The sequence below is a fragment of the Kribbella swartbergensis genome (genome assembly GCF_054784135.1).
The window spans coordinates 1-17,448 of record NZ_BAAGPM010000043.1; the positions used below are offsets into that span (position 1 = coordinate 1).

Genomic DNA, 17,448 nt, shown 5'->3' on the forward strand with positions numbered 1-17,448 from the left:
AGACCGGCGCCGTCCAGGCGGTCGACGGTCTGACCTTCAACGTGACCCGCGGCGAGACCCTGTCGCTGGTAGGCGAGTCCGGCTGTGGCAAGACGACCACCGGCCGGCTGCTGACCCGGCTGCTCGAGCCGACGTCGGGCCGGATCGTCTTCGAGGGCAGGGACATCAGTCACCTGAGCGAAGGCAAGATGCGCCCGCTGCGCCGCGACGTGCAGATGATCTTCCAGGACCCGTACGGCTCGCTGAACCCCCGGCACACCGTCGGCAAGATCGTCGGCGCGCCGTACCGGCTGCAGAACGTGAAGACCGAGCACGGGGTGAAGCGGGCCGTGCAGGAGCTGCTCGAGCTCGTCGGCCTGAGCCCGGAGCACTACAACCGCTACCCGCACGAGTTCTCCGGCGGTCAGCGTCAGCGCATCGGCATCGCCCGCACCCTCGCTCTCCGGCCGAAGCTGATCGTGGCCGACGAGCCGGTGTCGGCGCTGGACGTGTCGATCCAGGCCCAGGTCGTCAACCTGCTCGAGGACCTGCAGGAAGAGTTCGACCTCACCTACGTGATGATCGCTCACGACCTGTCCGTCGTACGGCACGTCTCCGACCGGGTCGCGGTCATGTACCTCGGCAAGATCGTCGAACTGGCCGACCGGGTGGACCTGTACGAGAAGCCGATGCACCCCTACACGGTCGCGCTGCTCTCGGCCGTCCCGGTCCCCGACACCAAGCGCAAGGCCAAGCAGGAACGCATCCGCCTCCAGGGCGACGTCCCCAGCCCCATCAACCCGCCTCCAGCCTGCCGCTTCCACACCCGCTGCTGGAAGGCCCAAGACATCTGCAAAACCATCGAACCCCCGCTGGTCGAGCTGGCCCCGGGCCACCGCAGCGCCTGCCACTTCCCGGAGAACGCCTCCCCCGACCAAGAAGCCACCGCCCAGGCAGCCGCCAAAGAGGACCCAGCAACCACCAGGCACGACCCCAACTAAGAGATGCCGGCCGATCGCGTGGACATGGAGGCGGCGGCAACTACGCTCGCTCCGAGATCAGTCTGCTGGTAGAGCACACTACGACCCTTTCGCCTTGATACGACCAGGCCGCTGCGGCGCAGAACAGCCAAATGCTGACTGACGGCTGGTGGGCTCTGATTCAACAGCACCGCTAATTCGGTTGTCGAGTATGGACCGGCTAGCTTACCAAGGATTGCCGCACGACTGCGACCGAGCAGGGAGCCGAGCTCGTCGAGCGGCGTCTCAGCTTGTGTACCCGAAAGATTGCCGACACCTCGGGCGGGATAGGTCAGCACCGCCGGACAGCCCGCAGTTGACGCAAAGATGACATCTGGCCAGACGAAGATGCTCGGAACGAGGCGCAGGCCCGCCATCTTCAGGTCCGTGTCGGAATCTACACTTCTCTTGTCGATGGTCAGCACGGAGCCCTCGACTGCGACTTGCGGATGCAAGTCACAAAGCATTGAGCTCATACCAGAAGTTGTCAATTGGCCGGCGCGGAAGGCAACATCATCGTCGAGGATGGCACGCATCTTCTTCCAGTGCGGCTCGATTGCCACGTCCCAGTAGTTTCCGATCGCGTCCGCAAGGCGACGAGCCCCCGCACCTCCGTCCCGTAGGAGACCTTCGAGCTGAGAAGGCATCTGTCGGCCCGCCCAGACCTCGCGGAGGTCCTCCTCCAAACGGTCCGAAGGTAACCCGGCAACGTGCCGCAATTGCTGACCAATGGTCGTCTGAGGATCGACGGCACCGCCAAACAGGAAGTTCGCAATGTTAGGTCCAGCAGGCACAACTGCCAGGAGCAGTTGCATGTCAACCGCACCGAGCGAACCACGGACTGACTCGAACCAATCCCGGTGCAATGGCCGCAAGCACCGGGACGAGAGCATATAGAGGCTCTCCGCAACTTCAGTCAGGGGCGAGTACGCGAAACGCATCTGGCGAAGGTCTGCGAGCGTCATCCGCAGCCGGATCATGGCCCGATGGTAGGCGGGGGCAGCCGATGCGCGGAACGATTCAGCCATGCTGGAATCGTCCCGTGACGCAGTTGTCGTCCCTGACACACCTACAGGGAAGCTCGAGGCATTGCCGGCGCCGAGGCCGGGGGCCTCGGCCCATCAAGTGGTGCGGCGGCCACGGCACTGGATCACCATGGCCGCCGACCAGCCGGCCGACGCGAACGGACCAGCCGAACTCATTATCGGTTCGCTCTTGGGGACAAGGAACGATACGGTCCCAGCTTAAAGATGTGGCCGGTCCGAGGCGCTCCGGGTGTTACGGACGCGATCAATCGCAACCCACCAGCCGTTGACAGCGACGCTTCTGTCCTGATTAGCCTGATTGCGTGATTCAACTTCGGCTTACAGTGGAGGCCGCGACCAGTTCGCGCTTCGCATACTCGCCGCTTGCCGAACTCGCGGAGAGCCTTTACGTCTTGGCCACGGATCAAGTACACGCAGTGCATCACCCATGGCTGACCGACGTCCGCGATCGCATCAATCGCCGGGATGTCGCATTACTCAGGGCTTTGATGCCGTCACCGCGCGTAATGCCTGATTTTTTCTTCTGCGGTACGCTCGATATAAACACCACGATCGAAGCGCAGCTCGGCACCGTCGAACAAATGCCGTCCGAGTATCTCAAAATGGATATCGGATCTGTCTGGCGCGACGCACGCATGCCGACCGAACTCCAGACGGTCCTCAAAGACAGATCCGCACCGGCACGAGTCGCCGATGCTCTGTACGCATACTGGAAGGCGGCAGTCCTCCCTCATTGGGAGACCATCCGCTCGGGTCTCGATGATGACGTCGCATATCGCGCACAACGACTTGCGAAGCTTCCCTTTTCTGGCCTGTTCGACGACATCCATCCCGAGGTTGACGTCAAGGATGAGATGCTCGTCATCGACAAACCCGGCTGGCGCTCGACCGTGTCTTCCTATGAACTCGCCGGGCAGAATCTTCGGCTCGTGCCATCGGCATTTGCGTGGCCGAGAGTTGGCTTCGCCGTCACTTTCGATGAGCGTCCGATCTTGATTTACCCGGTACGACGCGTCGACCTCCTCTGGGGCGGCGAACCGTATACCGCAGAAGACGGCGATGCTCTGTCCTCGCTGATAGGGCGAAGCCGCGCGGCGATACTGAGACGGCTCGCCGTGGCCAGATCCACCACGGAACTAGCGGTGGAACTGAACCGCCGCCCGTCCGCGGTGAGCCAACACCTATCCGTGCTGCGCCGCAGTGGACTCGCACTCGCACACCGAAAAGGCAAATCAGTCCTCTATCGTCAGACATCCTTGGCGGAGCACATCGTCAACGCGACATCCTTCGGCCCTGCTCAGACCGGCACGTCATCTATGTGACGTGCTCCCTCTCTAGGTTGCCGACAGCAACGCCGCCCGTTGCACCTTTCCGTCCACTGGATGGTTGGTTCGACGTCCCGGACAGACGGCTCGAAACCGGAGGCCATCATTTCGAGAGAGGTGAATGGTTTGCGGCACCAGGAGGTGCTGAAATGATCGAGTTGGCGTCCTACCCCACCAGTGCGCGTCCGAGGTCTTCCCGTGGCCGGAACCTCGGACAAGGGCAGCGAGGATCGCCGATCTGCCTGGCAGACGGCGATCCTCGCTGTGCGTTCGGCAGCTGCCGCGCACGTGCCCAGCGCTCATCCCCGTGCGGAGTCCGGCGCTCAGGGCCAGCCGACGGTGTCGAGGATTGCGTGCCGCCGCCAGGCAGGTCAATGCCTCCCCGACTCCCCATTCATCAGTGTCATTCGACAACCCACCTCCCCTCTGCACCTGGCACCGTGCACGATGGATCGCTATCCGCCGGCAGTACCTCTTGCAATGTCCGCAGCGGGCGCCGCGCCTTGAGAGGTCTGAACGTCGTCGACTATGCCCGTGAAGAAGTCCGCCGGTTGTCCGTTTACCTTCCCGCGGCCGATGCTGAAGCTGCCTTCTGCCACTGGCAGCGTGACACGATCTCGGGTACCGGCCACGCAATAGGGAGCCGGGCCCGCGCGCAGGTGCGACCCCTGTGAATAGGCCGCAGAGGCTGTTCTGTCTCAGCAGCAACTGGCGCCGTTCCGATCCGGAAGCCACCCGCCTGCATGCCAGGCCGGCAACGGCGGACCGACCCGGCATGCTGTCGCCCTGGCCTGGTGCTGACCTCCGGTCCGCCCTGGCGCCGAAGTCTCGGTCAGCCGCCGTTGGGTTCTTGGGCGTCGGAGGCGGGGTACTTGTCCATGAACTGCTGGAGGGCGGCGCCGCTGACGGAGCTGCAGAACTGGCGGTGGCCGAGGGCGGTGGTCTGGCCGGCCTGGTTGCCGCTCCAGTGGGAGAAGGCGACGTTCTTGCCTTCCGGCCACGGCTTGCCCTCGGACTCCTTGAACGGGGCGGCGATGAACTTGCCCATCGAGCTGTCCGGGAGCTTCGCCTTGGAGATCTTCTCGATCAGGTCGATCTGGTCCTTCGGCAGCGTGTCGCGGTACCAGAGGATCGTGTAGCCGTGTTCGAGGTTGTGCACCAGGTTCGGCACGGCGGGCCGGTCGTCGACGGTGTAGAACTTCTTCCCGAACGGCGCCCAGACGGCGTAGTGCGGGCCGGACGACGGCGGTGACACCGGGTAGGCGATGACCTCGCCGTCCGGCTTGTGGTCCTGGGTGCCGGAGGCCGGGTCGTCGATGACCTTGTCGCAGGAGGCGGCCCCGGCGTCGACGCCGATCTCGGTGATGGCCTGGTTCCTGGTCCGGGAGTCCTGGATCAGCCGGATCGCCGGGTAGGCGATGATGGCGAGCCCCACCACGATCGACGCGATGACGATGAGCAGGGTCCGGTTGCGGTCGGCCCGCGCCTGGTCCCGCTGCATCTTCTCGATCATCTCGCGGCGCGACTGCTTCTGCGACGACGCTTTACCCACAGTGTTGATCCTCATACAGGCATCGACCAACGGACATATTCTCGACGTCCCGCAGGTGAGCCAACAGCTCGGCCTGCGGCCAATCGGTCCAGCGTACGGATCCGGTTCTAAATCGCCACGATTTCGTTCTCCCGAAATCGTCCAGCCGCTCATCGGCTCTCCAGCACACTATTCGATGGATATCTGCGCCGCGACAATTGGCTTCTCGTCGCGTAGAACAACAGATCGATCTCCGGCGTCGTCTTTAGTCGTGTAGGTCGGCTCCCACCCGGCCAACGAGGAGGCGACGTGACCTTTGACGAATGGACCCGTGCGGGTCTGCCGCAACTGTTCCGGTTCGCCACGGTGCTGTGCGGGTCGGCATACCTGGCTGAGGACGTCCTACAGGATGTCGCGATCAAGGCGCATCGCAACTGGGAGAAGATCAACTCGCTGGAGAACCCAGACGCATACCTGCGCCGGATGGTTGTGAACGAGTACCTGGCCTGGCGGCGCAAATGGTCTCGCTACGTGCCACGCGCGGAAATCTTCCAGGATGAGCACACAGTGGACCACGCCGACCAGACAGCCGACCGGGACCAGTTGATGACCGAACTGGCCAAGCTTCCGCGGCGCCAGCGAACAGTCCTCGTCCTGCGGTACTACGGCGGCCTCACCGACAACGAGATCGCCGAGACTCTCCATTGCGCACCTGTGAGCGTCCGCGCGTACGCCTCGCGGGCTTTGGCCGCCCTGCGGATCGAACTGAAGGCCCCCACCGACCTGACCCAGGAGGTGCACCATGCCTACTGAAGACGATCTCCGTGAAGTCTTGCAGTACCTCGACCGAACCACGCCTGCCCCCGATGGCCTGCTGGCCAAGCTCGACGCGCGGCGGTCGACAAGACGCCGCCGTTCGGCCCTAGTCGTCGGCGTTGTCCTGGCCACCGCGGCGGCCGCCGTGGCCGGCCCCCTAGCCGCGACCCAACTAGGCACCCGGACGGATCCCGCCGGCCAGGAGAAACGCAACAATGCGTGGACGCGGTGGGTTGATGTACCCGTGCCGAAGGGAATGTGGATTCATCCGGAGGTGTACAGCGCGAACCGCCAGGACTACGAGCTGCGCGGGTTCACCGGCAGCCCCTGGTACACGCAATGCCTGCTCACCGTGCACCGCAACGGCGACTTCGACCCAGCGACGATCCCGGCCGGCAGCCCGCAAGTGGACCTCAACGGCCGCGAAGGGAGGATCGTCACCGCGCCCTGGAGCAGGCCGTTCATTCCCACACCCACCGGCTACATTGCGCCCCTGTTCACCGATCCGCTCAAAACAGTTGTCTGGCAACCGGCCAACGGTCTGTGGGCCCTAATCACCTGTGCCTCCCAGCTAGAGCTCGGCACCCGGAAAGTTCCCAAGATCGACGCACGCTACCGGGCTAATCTGAACCTGGCGACAGCCATCGCGAAGTCAACTTCGCCGGGGACCAGAACCCTCGGCTCACCGGTCAAGATCGGCTACCTGCCGACAGGTCTAGTCCCGGACCGCGCCACCTACCGCCGCCAGGAGGCAGGCATTCCCGGCTCCGGGGAGGAATTTAACATCCTGTTCAGCGACGGAAACCCGAAGACGGGCCACCAGCCGCGAGAGGCGCTCAAGGGACTTGACACCCCGGACTCAGCCTACTCTCCCCGCCAGGGCCAGGATCTTCAGGTCACCTATACCACCGACAAGTTCTGGAACCAGATGACCCGGTTCGAGAAGGTTGCCTCCAACCCACCGGACCTCACAATCCACGGCATGAAAACCTGGTACATCTCCACCGCCATCGGCGGCCAGGAATTCAGGTTGGGCGCAGCGAAGACTACTAAGGCCGCGATTCGGATGGAAGGCAACGGCGTCGCCGTGGTCGTCGACAGCCTCGACGCCAAGGCTGACTTGGACGAACTTCGCAAGATCGCGCAGAACCTCCAAATCACCAAGTACCCCAACGACCCGAGCAGCTGGTTCGACGCGGCCACAGCGATCCCCTAAGTCTCGTGCGCGGCCCACAGCTGTGTGTTGCTGTCCGTTGGCCTCAGGCTTGGCTCGAGTGCGCTTCGAATAGGGGCGGTCCCTTCACAACCCTCAGACTTGCGTGTAAGGGACCGTCGGTACCGGGGAGAGCCACCGACGACGGTGATCGGGGGCGCAAGCAACCAATTGGGCCCGTCATCGCGTCGACAAGTTGAAACGCCTGCGCCGTTCTGACCCCGGCCCACCCGCCGACCGGAGGCCATAGCGACGGCGTCAGATCGGCCCAGAATCGAGCGCTGCCGACGCGAGTACTGGAGCCGCTCCCACAGTCGAGCGGAACCAGCCGAGTTCGTCCGGCCACAAGAAGGTGAACGGCCTGCAGCGCCCGTGGGCTGTTGGCTCATCCGCCATGGCAGGAGGCCCACAGTTGAGATACTTATGCGACAAAATTCTGGTATAGGCCAATATAAACCATGATCGGGAAAGTGAGGCCCTGATGCCCAGGCATGGCAAACGGCGGGCGACCAGCATCGCGATCGTCTCTGTCGCCTGCGTGCTGCTATGTGCGATTGTGATGGCGAGTGCTTTCACGCTGATGACGCACGACGCGCTATCAGGGTCGGGAACGGCGTCTGCGAGCGCACCGGTTCTGGGCTCGCCAAGCCCGTCCATCCCGATCAGCGGTACTCCCGGACCGTCACCGGCCCCTGGCCGGCCGACGTACCAGTGCCCCGGTTTCAGCGGCATCGAGACCCGCGTATCGGTCGAGATGCTCCTGCGCGACACGTTCGTCTGGGGTGAGGATCCCCCGTACCAGGTGGGCAACGGATCGGGGGATATTCGCTGGACCTCAAACCCATACGACAAGCCCAGCTGGTACATGTGGCTGCACTCGTTGCGCTGGCTCGGGCAGGGCATCCAGGCGGCCGGCGACGGTGATCGGCGCGCCCTCACTCACGTGATGACCATCATCCATGACTGGGTGCGTGACCACCCGTACTCATGGAAGACTGATGTTGGGGCGTGGGAATCCACGATGCACCGGACGAACGTGTTGCTCTGTGCCCGGCAAGCGGTGATGTCCGGCCTCCGCGCTCATCGACTCCCGGCGCAGTACGCCTGGCTCGACCAGGCATTGCTCGACCACACCAAGTTCATGACCGAGAACTGGAGCGGCCCGAGCAACCACGGCACCGACGAAAGCATCGCCATGTTCGGCGTCGGCTGCATCCTGGGGCGGACCGATGTGAAAAACCTCGCGGTCAAGCGGCTGAACGAAGCCATCACCATCGCGATCGATCCGCAGGGGTCGACGAACGAGCAGTCAGTCGGGTACGCGATGTTCAACTACCAACTCTGGGGCCGAGCCGCGACCGCCCTCGAACGATGCGATGTGAAGCCCGGTCCCACCATCGAGATCCGACGCCGTGCGTTGGCGGAATGGATCGCACTGGCAACCAACTCCATCGGTGAACTCCACCAGGTCGGCGACACCATCCGGCAGAAACCGCAGGCCGTCGCCGGCACACCCCTCGAGTACGCCGCAACCCTCGGCAAAAGCGGCGAAAGACCCACCCGCCGGACCGCCATCTTCGACGCAGGATACGTCTTCGGCCGTACCGGCTGGGGCGAGAGCCGGCCGTTCACTCAGGAGTCGACGTACAGCATCCGGTTCGGACCCGCCAGGCAGTTCCATGGCCACGACGACCACACCTCGATCACCTACACCTCCCGGGGACGCGACATACTCATCGACGCGGGCCACTCCGGATACCAGCTCGACAAATGGCAGGCATACGTCAGGAGCCAGTCCGCGCACAACGTCATGACCATTCCGACCGCCGAAACTGCACGCGTGGACACCCAGCTGGCCCAAGCGCTGCTCGGCACGGACTCGGAGTACTACCGCTTCTCAGACAAACCGGCCAAAGGCGTGGACCGGACCCGCGACGTCCTCGTACTCAAAGACCCCGACCTGATCGTCACCTTGGACCGCGGCCAATCGGCCAAGGAGGAACGCTACGAGACACTGTGGCACCTACCACCAGATCAGAAGGTCACAGTCCAATCCGCGACTACGGCGATCGCAGCCAAACCCGGCGACCGCACCAAGACCTACCTGCTCCAGATCCCCTATCAAAAACCGCCAGCCAGTACGTCGGTCAACGTGCGCAAAGGGCAATCCGACCCGGTGCAAGGCTGGTACTTCCCCCACATCTTCCACCGCGACCCCGCACCCGTAGTCACCTTCGGCCAGAACGGGCGGACCGCCTCGATCCTGTCCGTTGTCGCACCCGTCGGCTCGACCGAAACCGTTGCCTTTAGCACCCGCAGCGAAGGACCCGCCTTCTTCATTGACCTCACCATCGGCGCCCAGAAAACCACGGTCCGAGTACTACCCGACGGCCGCCTCACCCGAACCCGCTGACTCCATCGCATTGAGGTGCCAGGCGCAACGACATCACGAGCTCTCGATCGGCCCGCCCAACCGCTCCCGGCCACTCCGTAGACTTGCCGTTGTTGCCCAGCGCATACAACACGATGGAGCCGTTGGCGGTGACAGCGCCTGCGGGATGCCCGCACCTCCGATCGCCGTCCACGAGCCGAAGCCGGAACCCAGACTCGACTGGCCGCTGTGGACGACTGCGCCGAGCGCACTGAGCCGGAAGTCCGAGAGCACCGCCGATGGAGAGCGCACGATCGACACGTCGCCGGCCGACACCTCACCGGTTCCGCTCGCGCCAGGCAGCAACGCCTCCACCGAGAACAGGTTGCATCGCCGGTCGCCCGCGGCACCGGACGCGAAACGGAAGTACAGCCGGGCCGAGTCGTCGTCGAGCCGCTCGACAGCCAGCCCCTCCACCTCCCGGTACGTCAGGCTGTCACCTGCCAACCTGCGATAGGTCTCGACCACGCGGCCGGCGTGGATGTCGTAGCACCACAGAGTCGCGAGGTGGCGGACGAACAATCTGCCGTTCTCCGAGTCGAAGGCCATCGACTGCATTACTCTCGAGCCGTAAAGACGCTTGCCGGTGAACAAGTCAGTCGCTGTGCTGCTCAGCGAGACCTGCTTCGTCAGCGGCAGCGCTGTGAATTCTGCCGTGGCCGTAGCCGTAGCCGCTGCGGCCGACGGCGGGCTCGAACCGGTTGCGGCGATCGGCAGGCCGGCTGCGGAGACGAGTCCCCACTCGCTTTGAGCAGGGTCCGGCGGGAGAAGGGTGCGTACAGGCGTCAATGTGTACCCCCCAGGGCGGATTGGTGGCGGAAAGAGTGGTAGGGACGTGGAACGTCGATCAGTGCAGCGAGGGCAGGAAGGTGGCGAACTCCCTGAGGAAGCGGCCCACCATCGTGATCTCCTCCGCGTCGAGGTGATGGGCGGGTTCGCGGCAGAACGCACTGCTGAACAGGCCGCGGCGGACCGAGACGAGCTTCTCGACGGCGATGATCCGCTCGGTGTCGAGCATCCAGTACGAGATGTAGGGCAGCAGCCGGCGGTGCAGGTCGAGGCCCCCCGCCTCGTCGCCGCCGGTGAGCCGCTGCCAGATCTCCACGTAAATCTCGGTGAACGAACAACCAGGCTGGGTGCCCACCGCCCCGCGCCGTACGGCGTCGGGCAGTTGCACGCCGGCGTAGCCCTCGACGGCCGGCAGCGATGGGCTGCCGGCCGCCAGTTCGGCGATGAGCGGACCGGGTGGGCTGGACTCGACCTTCACCAGCCGGAGGTTGCCGTGCTCGGCCGCGATGGATCGAAGCACCCCAGCGTCGAGACTTGTGCCGGTCTCCGTCGGCGCGTACTGCAGTACAACGGGCACCGGATCGACTGCCGAGAGCACAGTCCGGACGTGCTGCACCAGCGCGCGCCGGGAAGGCGAGAGGAAGTGCGGCGGCAGGAGGTTGATGAGGTCGGCGCCGGCAGCGACGGCCGCCTCCGCTCGCCCGACTGCCAACTGGGTGGCGTGGTCCTGGACCGCGACGATGGCCGCGACGTCGTCGCGGTCCCGAGTGTGGGACAGCAGGATCTCGGTCAGGTCCCGCCGCTCCTGCTCGGACAGCTTGTGGAACTCCGACGCGAACCCGGGGAACATCATGCTGGTCACACCGGTGGACAGGACGTAGCGCACCACCCGGTCGAACCCGTCGTGGTCCACGGCGCCCTCGGCCGTGAACGGCACCTCGAGCACCGGCGACACACCGCGCACCAGCAGCGACGCGTCGCCGGCCGGCCGATCCCCCTCGAGATCCGTCGCGGCCGTTGCTTCACTTCCGTAGGTCACTTTTTCGCCCTTCGCACCAACTCGGCCAGGTTCTCGCCGAGGACGGCTGTCTTGTCGTCGTGGCCGATCGGCCAGTTCCGGATCCGGTCAAGTTCCGCGACCGGGACGGTGTACGGCGAGTCCGTCGAGAACACCAGCCGAGATCCGTCGATCGCCGGATCGGCCAGAAGGCCCGTCAGCACCGTGTCCCACGGCGCGTACGCCGTGTCGCCGTACAAGTTCGGCGCGTGCCGCAACGCCGGCGCCGCGTCGATCCAGAAGTCGGTGGCGCCGCTGCGGCCCATCATGAACTGGACCTCCGGCCAGCGCCGCGCAAGTGTTGCCAGTGGCAACGGCAGCGCGGTCGGCGGCGTACCGGTCCGGACGTAGACGAACCAGCCGACACCGGCGGCGTAGTCGAGCAGCGGATCGACCAACCCGTCCAGTAGGTCGAAACCCTGCAGCACCGAGTCCACCGCCAGTGCCGCAGCTCCCGCGTCCCGAGCCCGGTTCAGCTCGTCGACAGCCGCGCGGCCGCGCCACGGGTTCGCCACCGCGTACGCGAGCAGCCGCCCGTCGCTCGCGCGCGCACCGCGGTGGTCGCCTCGTTGCCCTCCTGGTTGTCATGGGCGATGCACCGTTCGCTTGGCGCCAACCACTGCCTGGTCGATGCCGAAGGCATCCATCGTCGCAAGCAGCTCTTCGGCCGACAGGCTCGCTTCTCGGCTGTCGCCGATCCGGACGTGCACGTCGATGATCATGCCGGCAACTCCAGCCCGAGCGCCGACAACGCGTCCGCATGCAAAATGCCTTCGATCACCTCGTCCGGAACGCGGGGCAGCTTCGTGCCCTCGAGCATGTCGTTCACACTCCACAGCCCCCGGATCGCCTCCTCGGTGGTGGCGATCGGGAAGTCCGAGCCCAGCAGCAGCTTGCCGGTCGCGCCCCACTCGACCGCGCAGCTCAGCGAAAGGTACAACACCCACGGGCGCAGGTAGATCGACGACACGTCGGCGTACACGTGCGGGTGCTTCCGGATCGTCACCACGGTCTCGGTCCCCCACGGATGTCCCATGTGCGCCATCACGATCCTCAGCTCGGGGAAGCGCAACGCGACCTCATCGGTCATCAGCGGGTACGTGTAGCGCAGCGGTGCCGCCCGGATCGGTGAGGCGCCCTGGTGGAACAGGATCGGCAGCCCGTGCCGCTGGCAGTAGTCGTAGAACCGCAGCGCCGGTTCACCCAGCGGGTCGAAGTTCTGGTAGTTCGGCCCGAGCTTCACCCCGACCAGACCCAGCTCACGGCACCGGTCGGCTTCCTCCAGCGCGCCCGGACGCTCGGGATTGACCGACAGGAACCCGATCCGCCGGCCCGGGTCGGCGGCAACGAACTCCGCGGTCAGGTCGTTGCACCGCTCCGGCGGGTACGACAGGCCGGTTGCCGCGACGGGGTCGTCGACCGCGATGTTGAACACAATCGACACATCCGCCGCCGCGGTCGCCGTGTCGTACTCCGGCCACGAGTTCGTGGTCACCACCGGGCGGTCAGTCCGCCAGTGCTCGTACACGAGCCGCTCCCCCGGCGGCACCCGATCACGGTGCGTTGGCGTGTGGGTGTGGACGTCGACGATCATCCGAACTCCTTCAACAGGTCGTCTCGCACGGTCACTCCGAGGCCGGGTGCCTCCCTCAGCCGGACCCAGCGGCCGTCGCTGTCGAGCGGCGCGGCCAGGATGTCCTCGGCGTAGTAATGGGCGCCGATGATGTCGCTGGGGATCGGCGACAGCTGCGGCACGGCCGCGGCGACGTGCAACTGCGCGGCCGCTCCGAGCCCGAGCTCGCCGTTGGAGCCGATCAGTACGTCGATCCCGTGCGCCGCGGCGAGCTGGGCCAACTGGACGGCCCGGCCGGGACCGCCGCTCTTGCCGACGTAGACACTCACCACGTCGGCCGCTGCCGTCTCGGCGACACGGACCAGGTCGGCGGTGCCGAAGACGGACTCGTCGGCGACGATCGGCGGACCGATCCGCCGCAGGTCGGCCAGTCCGGCCAGATCCGTAGCGGCCAGGGGTTGTTCCACGAAGGCGACGTCGTCCTGGGCCAGCGCACGAATCGCCACGGCGGCCTCGGAGCGGGACCAGCCGCCGTTGGCGTCCGCGCCGAGCACGGCCGTCGGACCGACCAGCTCACGGGCCAGCCGGAACCTCCGTACGTCCGCGTCGGCACCGAGACCCACCTTGACCTTGAATGCACCGAAACCGGCCGCCCTGGCGGCCGCGAGCACGCGTTCCAGACCGGCTCCGTGGCCGGAGAGCGAGATCTTGATCGGCACCTCGTGGCGGTACGGACCGCCGAGCGCCACGGCCAGCGGTACGCCGAGACTGCGGGCGAACGCGTCCCACAGCGCCGTGGAGACACCCGCCTTGGTGAACGGATTGCCGTGCAGCACCTTGTCCATCACGAACTCGGCCGCTCCGACCGGGGCGAGTCTGGTTCCGACCAGCGCCGGCGCCAGCCGGGTGCGGACGAAGTGGTCGGCGGTCTCCCCGTCCTCACCGCTCCAGATCGGCGTGGCGCTCACTTCGCCGTACCCCTCGACGCCGTCGCTCGTGATCACCCGGACGAGCAGGAAGTCCGAACGATCGTGCGTGCCGCGGGCGCCACGGACGACCAGATCGGGATTGGCCGCCAGCGAAACCCGCGCGGTCTGGATGGCTTCGATCGTCGCTCTCACAGGGCCTCCAGCAGGCGCTTCGGATTGTCGACAAGCATCGCGTGCCGTTGGCCGTCCGTGATGCCCCAGCCGTCGATCTCGCGGACTCGCGCCAGGGCGTAGTCCTGACTCGGCCGGTCCGCCAGCCCCGCGTCCGTACCGAAGAGGACCTCGTGCCGCGGCGCGTCGGCAAGGATCCTGCGCGCGGCGTACGGCGAAGTGCCGCAGATGCACAGGTAGAGGTTGTCGGTCTCCTGTGTCATCGCCAGCGACTCGCGCCAGAGATCGTGCAGACCGCCGTGCCCGAGCATCCACGGGTGTAGCATGAGTCCGCGCCACCCCAGTTCGACGACCATCCGCTCAACCTCGGCGGGGGCCCCCGACCGGTGGACGTTCACCGTCCCGAAACCGACCAGCCGGTCCGGGTACGTCCGGACAAACTCGGCCAGCCGGTCGTTCGCCTCGGGCGTCGCGTCGACCAAGCCGTCGTGGCTAAGTACGACGGCCCGCTCGGCGCCGACCTTGTCCATGAAGGCGATGAAGTCGTCCGCCCCGAACGCCGGCCCGGCCAGCCACGTCGCGGTCTCCCAGGCCGGTGTGTGGGTGTGGAGGTCGATCACAGTACCTCCGCCAACTCGACGAGACGGCGGCCGAGCGCGGCCACCGTCAGCTTCAGCCACCGCTCCCCCAGGTCGGCGGCGGCGTGTTCCGGACGGTCGGTGTAACCGTCGATCCGCTGCCACAGCCCGGCGGTATGGACGTCGACGTCGGAGACCACCGGCACGTCCGGCACTTCGTCGCGGGGCTCGGCGTCACCCACCAGCGACGGGTCGACGGCGAGAACCATCGACGTCTCGAACAGTCCGGCGTGACCGGGCACCGACGCGGTCTGGACCCGCGGCGCCAGCCGCCAGTAGTCGACGGTCGCGGCCGCGAGCTCGTAACGGGTCGAGGCGACGGATGCGACCGTCCGGCAGATGCCGGTGTTTCCGCCGTGACCGTTGACGAACACGACCCGCCGGCCGCCCGAGTCAGCGATCGAGCGGGCCAGGTCGAGGAGTACCGCCTGCAGGGTCTCGGCGCTCAACGACAGGGTGCCGCCGAACGGCAGGTGGTGGTCCGAGGAGCCGAACGGCACCGGCGGCGCGAGGATGAGCGGCCGGCCTGCCCGCTTGTGTACCTCCTCCGCCGCCCGTTCGCTGACCGTCCGGGCGAGGATCCAGTCGGTCCCGGTGGCCAGGTGCGGCCCGTGCTGCTCGGTGGCTCCGACGGGGACGACGACCAGCGCTTCGGGCAAGGTGCGGGACAGTTCCACCCGGTTGGACTCGTGCCAACGCAACAAGGTCATCGGCTTCCTCCCACAGCGATCTCGGCCACGCGCTCAGCGGTTCGCAGGGCGGCGATGCCGTCGTACAGCGACGGTTCTCCACTCTTGCGGAGACCGGTGCAGAGCTCGACGAATCGCTCCACCTGCCGGTCGAAGCACCGCGCCATCCGGGCCGTCGCGGACGCCGCAGGGACGATCGAGCGTTCGTCGTTCGCGGTGGCGAGCCTGAGCTCGAACGTCGCCACGTCGAGAACCGCCGACCCGCGATCGCCGAGAACACTCAACTCGCAGCGGGGCAGCGCCTCGGTCAACCAGCCGAACTCCACCAGAGCGACGTGGCCGCCGGGATAGCGAAGGCGCGCACCAACCAGGTTGGGGTTCGGCAGACCCGGCCTGGTACCGAGCGACCAGGCGTCCTCCACCTGCTCCGGCTGCCCACCGAGCAAGTGGCTCAGCCAGTCGAACACGTGCGCCCCTTCGTGGATGACCGGCATACCGTGCGCCAGGGTCGCGGTGATGCGTGCCGTGTGCGCCTCGTCGGCACCGCGGCGCTCGTCGTAGATGTGCGCACGAACCAGCAGCGGTGCACCGAGGGTCCCGTCGGCGATCCGCTGACCGAGGCGCTGGACGCCTGGGTCATGGCGGTAGGTCAGCCCGATCTGGATCCGTCCCTGCTGGGCTTGCGACAGTACGTCGTACGCCGCTGCCGCCTCGACGGACACCGCGACGGGCTTCTCGGCGAGGACGAACAGGCCTTCCTTCGCGCACCGCACGGTGAGCTCCGGCGTCGCCCACGGTGGAGTCGCCAGTACCACGCCGTCGAGGCCGAGCGCCAGCGCGCCGTCGAGATCGTCGACGACGTCGATGCCGTACCGTGGGACGGCGGCGCGGCGCTCGGCGGAGGTGTCCACCAAGGCCGCGACCTCCACGGAGTCGTGGCGCAGCAGGGCCGGGAGATGCGCCCCGAGTCCGATGTCGCCGAGCCCCACCAGCGCGACGCGTGTCGTGTTCATGCCTTCAACGCTCCCGCCAGGACCCCGCGAACGAAATACCGCTGGAAGGCCAGGAACAGCAGCGCCATCGGGAACAGGCTGACCACCGCGACCGTGGTGATGGCGCCGAAAAGTACCAAGACGTACGCGTGCCGGCCGAGCGCGCCCAGGGCGGGAAGCGCGGGCCATGGCGTCAGTGGTCCGGTGGTGCCGACAGTCGAGGTCAGTTGGTGGTGGCAGCGCTCGAGCAGCGACCAGAGCTCGGGATGGCGATGCGGATCGGGCCTGGCCTCCAACGTCGCCGCTCGATCGGCTGCGTCGACGCCCAGCCGTCGCAGGTCCTCCTCGGCAGCGGCGTGCGATGGAAGCTCCAGTGGAGCGATCAGTCGCTCGCGAAGCATCGTGACACCGCGTCGAAGATGCGTGCCGGTCGATCCGGCACGTGGATGTCCATCACGGCGAGCAGCGGACCGTCGCCGTCGAGCGTCCAGCTGCCGGCGCGTTCGAGCCCGGGGTCCCGGACGTACAGTCCGACAGTCTGCAGGTGGTCGACGCCGACGTCGACGTACGACTGGACGGTGTACCGCAGGCTGTGGAGCCGGAACATCAGGGTGATGGCGGTGCGTCCGGCGACGGCCTCGGTGACGTCCGCCGGCCCGTGCATGATCTCGCCCTGCATCCACAGGTCCCAGGGCTGCTCGTGTACGTCGGAGCTCCACACGACGACGTCGTCGACCAGCATCTCCAGCACATAAGTCCCGGCTGCCGCGCCTTCGGGCAGGAACCAGCGGTGGTACCAGAGCGACACCTCGTACCGGCGCGAGGCGGGATCGACGGTCACCCCCTGGCTCGCGGAGGCGACGCTGCCGGCCGGTACCGCCGAGTGCGGCGCGATCAGGGCGAGCCGGCCCGCGCCGTACAAGGAGCGGTGGTCGGTGGCGGGCGTCGGTGCGTCGTCGAGCTGGGTGCCATAGGCAATGACTCCGGGGGAGCCGCCCCGCCCGGACGTACTCGGCGGCGATGGTGAGCGTCTCGGTGACGTAGTCCTCCGTCGGCGGCATCGGCGCGTCCAGGAAGCGTCCGGTGTAGATGAGCGGGATGAGCTCGAGATCGCGCGGCTCGGTGAGCGCGAGGATGTCGTCCAGGCATCGGCCGAGGGAGCCCGCGATCGTGGTGTTCTTGTGCCGGCCGTCCAGGAACGGATAGATGATCCCGTCGACGTACGGCGCGTACTTGTCCAGGAACTCCTC

Annotated in this window: 18 protein-coding genes; 5 read left to right on the forward strand and 13 right to left on the reverse strand. The window is 66.5% G+C overall.

Going from position 1 to position 17,448, the window contains the following annotated elements; all coding sequences use genetic code 11:
* A partial coding sequence (locus ACYVOK_RS33930) for an ABC transporter ATP-binding protein (RefSeq protein WP_460666696.1) occupies positions 1-980 on the forward strand: 980 nt, incomplete at its 5' end.
* Here the strand turns inward: ACYVOK_RS33930 and ACYVOK_RS33935 are convergent.
* Positions 977-1,978, reverse strand: a complete 1,002-nt coding sequence (locus tag ACYVOK_RS33935; RefSeq protein ID WP_460666697.1) for an ArsR/SmtB family transcription factor — start codon at positions 1,976-1,978, stop codon at positions 977-979. The genes ACYVOK_RS33930 and ACYVOK_RS33935 overlap by 4 nt on opposite strands.
* A gap of 368 nt (positions 1,979-2,346) precedes the next feature.
* On the opposite strand from ACYVOK_RS33935, the gene ACYVOK_RS33940 reads away from it, so the two are divergent.
* Positions 2,347-3,366, forward strand: a complete 1,020-nt coding sequence (locus tag ACYVOK_RS33940; RefSeq protein WP_460666698.1) for an ArsR/SmtB family transcription factor — start codon at positions 2,347-2,349, stop codon at positions 3,364-3,366.
* A gap of 835 nt (positions 3,367-4,201) precedes the next feature.
* Here the strand turns inward: ACYVOK_RS33940 and ACYVOK_RS33945 are convergent.
* Entirely contained in the window at positions 4,202-4,921 is a 720-nt protein-coding gene (locus ACYVOK_RS33945; RefSeq protein WP_460666699.1) for a DUF3105 domain-containing protein, read from the reverse strand.
* 288 nt (positions 4,922-5,209) lie between these two features.
* Here ACYVOK_RS33945 and ACYVOK_RS33950 point away from each other — a divergent pair, with 288 nt between their 5' ends.
* The 3 genes from ACYVOK_RS33950 to ACYVOK_RS33960 all read left to right on the forward strand — a co-directional run bounded on the left by ACYVOK_RS33950 (position 5,210) and on the right by ACYVOK_RS33960 (position 9,342).
* A complete protein-coding gene (locus tag ACYVOK_RS33950; protein WP_460666700.1) occupies positions 5,210-5,713 on the forward strand; it encodes a SigE family RNA polymerase sigma factor in 504 nt (167 codons plus the stop codon).
* On the forward strand, positions 5,703-6,932 hold the full coding sequence (locus ACYVOK_RS33955) for a hypothetical protein (RefSeq protein ID WP_460666701.1): 1,230 nt from the start codon (positions 5,703-5,705) through the stop codon (positions 6,930-6,932). The genes ACYVOK_RS33950 and ACYVOK_RS33955 overlap by 11 nt, the downstream gene beginning before the upstream one ends.
* Before the next feature lie 478 nt (positions 6,933-7,410).
* Complete coding sequence (locus tag ACYVOK_RS33960) at positions 7,411-9,342, forward strand: heparinase II/III domain-containing protein (RefSeq protein WP_460666702.1); 1,932 nt, start codon at positions 7,411-7,413, stop codon at positions 9,340-9,342.
* Between the two features lie 33 nt (positions 9,343-9,375).
* On the opposite strand, the gene ACYVOK_RS33965 is transcribed toward ACYVOK_RS33960, so the two are convergent.
* The 11 genes from ACYVOK_RS33965 to ACYVOK_RS34015 form a co-directional block, all read right to left on the reverse strand.
* Complete coding sequence (locus tag ACYVOK_RS33965) at positions 9,376-9,909, reverse strand: hypothetical protein (protein WP_460666703.1); 534 nt, start codon at positions 9,907-9,909, stop codon at positions 9,376-9,378.
* 298 nt (positions 9,910-10,207) lie between these two features.
* A complete protein-coding gene (locus ACYVOK_RS33970) occupies positions 10,208-11,188 on the reverse strand; it encodes a dihydrodipicolinate synthase family protein (RefSeq protein ID WP_460666704.1) in 981 nt (326 codons plus the stop codon).
* Positions 11,185-11,721 (reverse strand): amidohydrolase family protein, encoded by a 537-nt coding sequence (locus tag ACYVOK_RS33975; protein ID WP_460666705.1) that lies wholly within the window; start codon positions 11,719-11,721, stop codon positions 11,185-11,187. The genes ACYVOK_RS33970 and ACYVOK_RS33975 overlap by 4 nt, the downstream gene beginning before the upstream one ends.
* A gap of 69 nt (positions 11,722-11,790) precedes the next feature.
* Positions 11,791-11,928 carry a hypothetical protein gene (locus ACYVOK_RS33980; protein ID WP_460666706.1) on the reverse strand — a complete coding sequence of 46 codons (138 nt, stop codon included), beginning with the start codon at positions 11,926-11,928 and terminating at the stop codon, positions 11,791-11,793.
* The gene (locus ACYVOK_RS33985) at positions 11,925-12,800 is read right to left on the reverse strand and encodes an amidohydrolase family protein (protein ID WP_460666707.1); all 876 of its coding nucleotides are present in this window, start codon (positions 12,798-12,800) and stop codon (positions 11,925-11,927) included. Before ACYVOK_RS33985 ends, ACYVOK_RS33980 begins: the two co-directional genes overlap by 4 nt.
* Complete coding sequence (locus ACYVOK_RS33990; protein WP_460666708.1) at positions 12,797-13,900, reverse strand: mandelate racemase/muconate lactonizing enzyme family protein; 1,104 nt, start codon at positions 13,898-13,900, stop codon at positions 12,797-12,799. Before ACYVOK_RS33990 ends, ACYVOK_RS33985 begins: the two co-directional genes overlap by 4 nt.
* A complete protein-coding gene (locus ACYVOK_RS33995) occupies positions 13,897-14,499 on the reverse strand; it encodes an amidohydrolase family protein (RefSeq protein ID WP_460666709.1) in 603 nt (200 codons plus the stop codon). The genes ACYVOK_RS33990 and ACYVOK_RS33995 overlap by 4 nt, the downstream gene beginning before the upstream one ends.
* Positions 14,496-15,227, reverse strand: coding sequence for a creatininase family protein (locus ACYVOK_RS34000; protein ID WP_460666710.1), 732 nt, complete (start codon positions 15,225-15,227; stop codon positions 14,496-14,498). Before ACYVOK_RS34000 ends, ACYVOK_RS33995 begins: the two co-directional genes overlap by 4 nt.
* Positions 15,224-16,219 carry a Gfo/Idh/MocA family protein gene (locus ACYVOK_RS34005; protein ID WP_460666711.1) on the reverse strand — a complete coding sequence of 332 codons (996 nt, stop codon included), beginning with the start codon at positions 16,217-16,219 and terminating at the stop codon, positions 15,224-15,226. Before ACYVOK_RS34005 ends, ACYVOK_RS34000 begins: the two co-directional genes overlap by 4 nt.
* Positions 16,216-16,599, reverse strand: coding sequence for an acyltransferase domain-containing protein (locus ACYVOK_RS34010; protein ID WP_460666712.1), 384 nt, complete (start codon positions 16,597-16,599; stop codon positions 16,216-16,218). The genes ACYVOK_RS34005 and ACYVOK_RS34010 overlap by 4 nt, the downstream gene beginning before the upstream one ends.
* Positions 16,581-17,120, reverse strand: a complete 540-nt coding sequence (locus tag ACYVOK_RS34015; protein WP_460666713.1) for a hypothetical protein — start codon at positions 17,118-17,120, stop codon at positions 16,581-16,583. The genes ACYVOK_RS34010 and ACYVOK_RS34015 overlap by 19 nt, the downstream gene beginning before the upstream one ends.
* Positions 17,121-17,448: the final 328 nt, after the last annotated feature.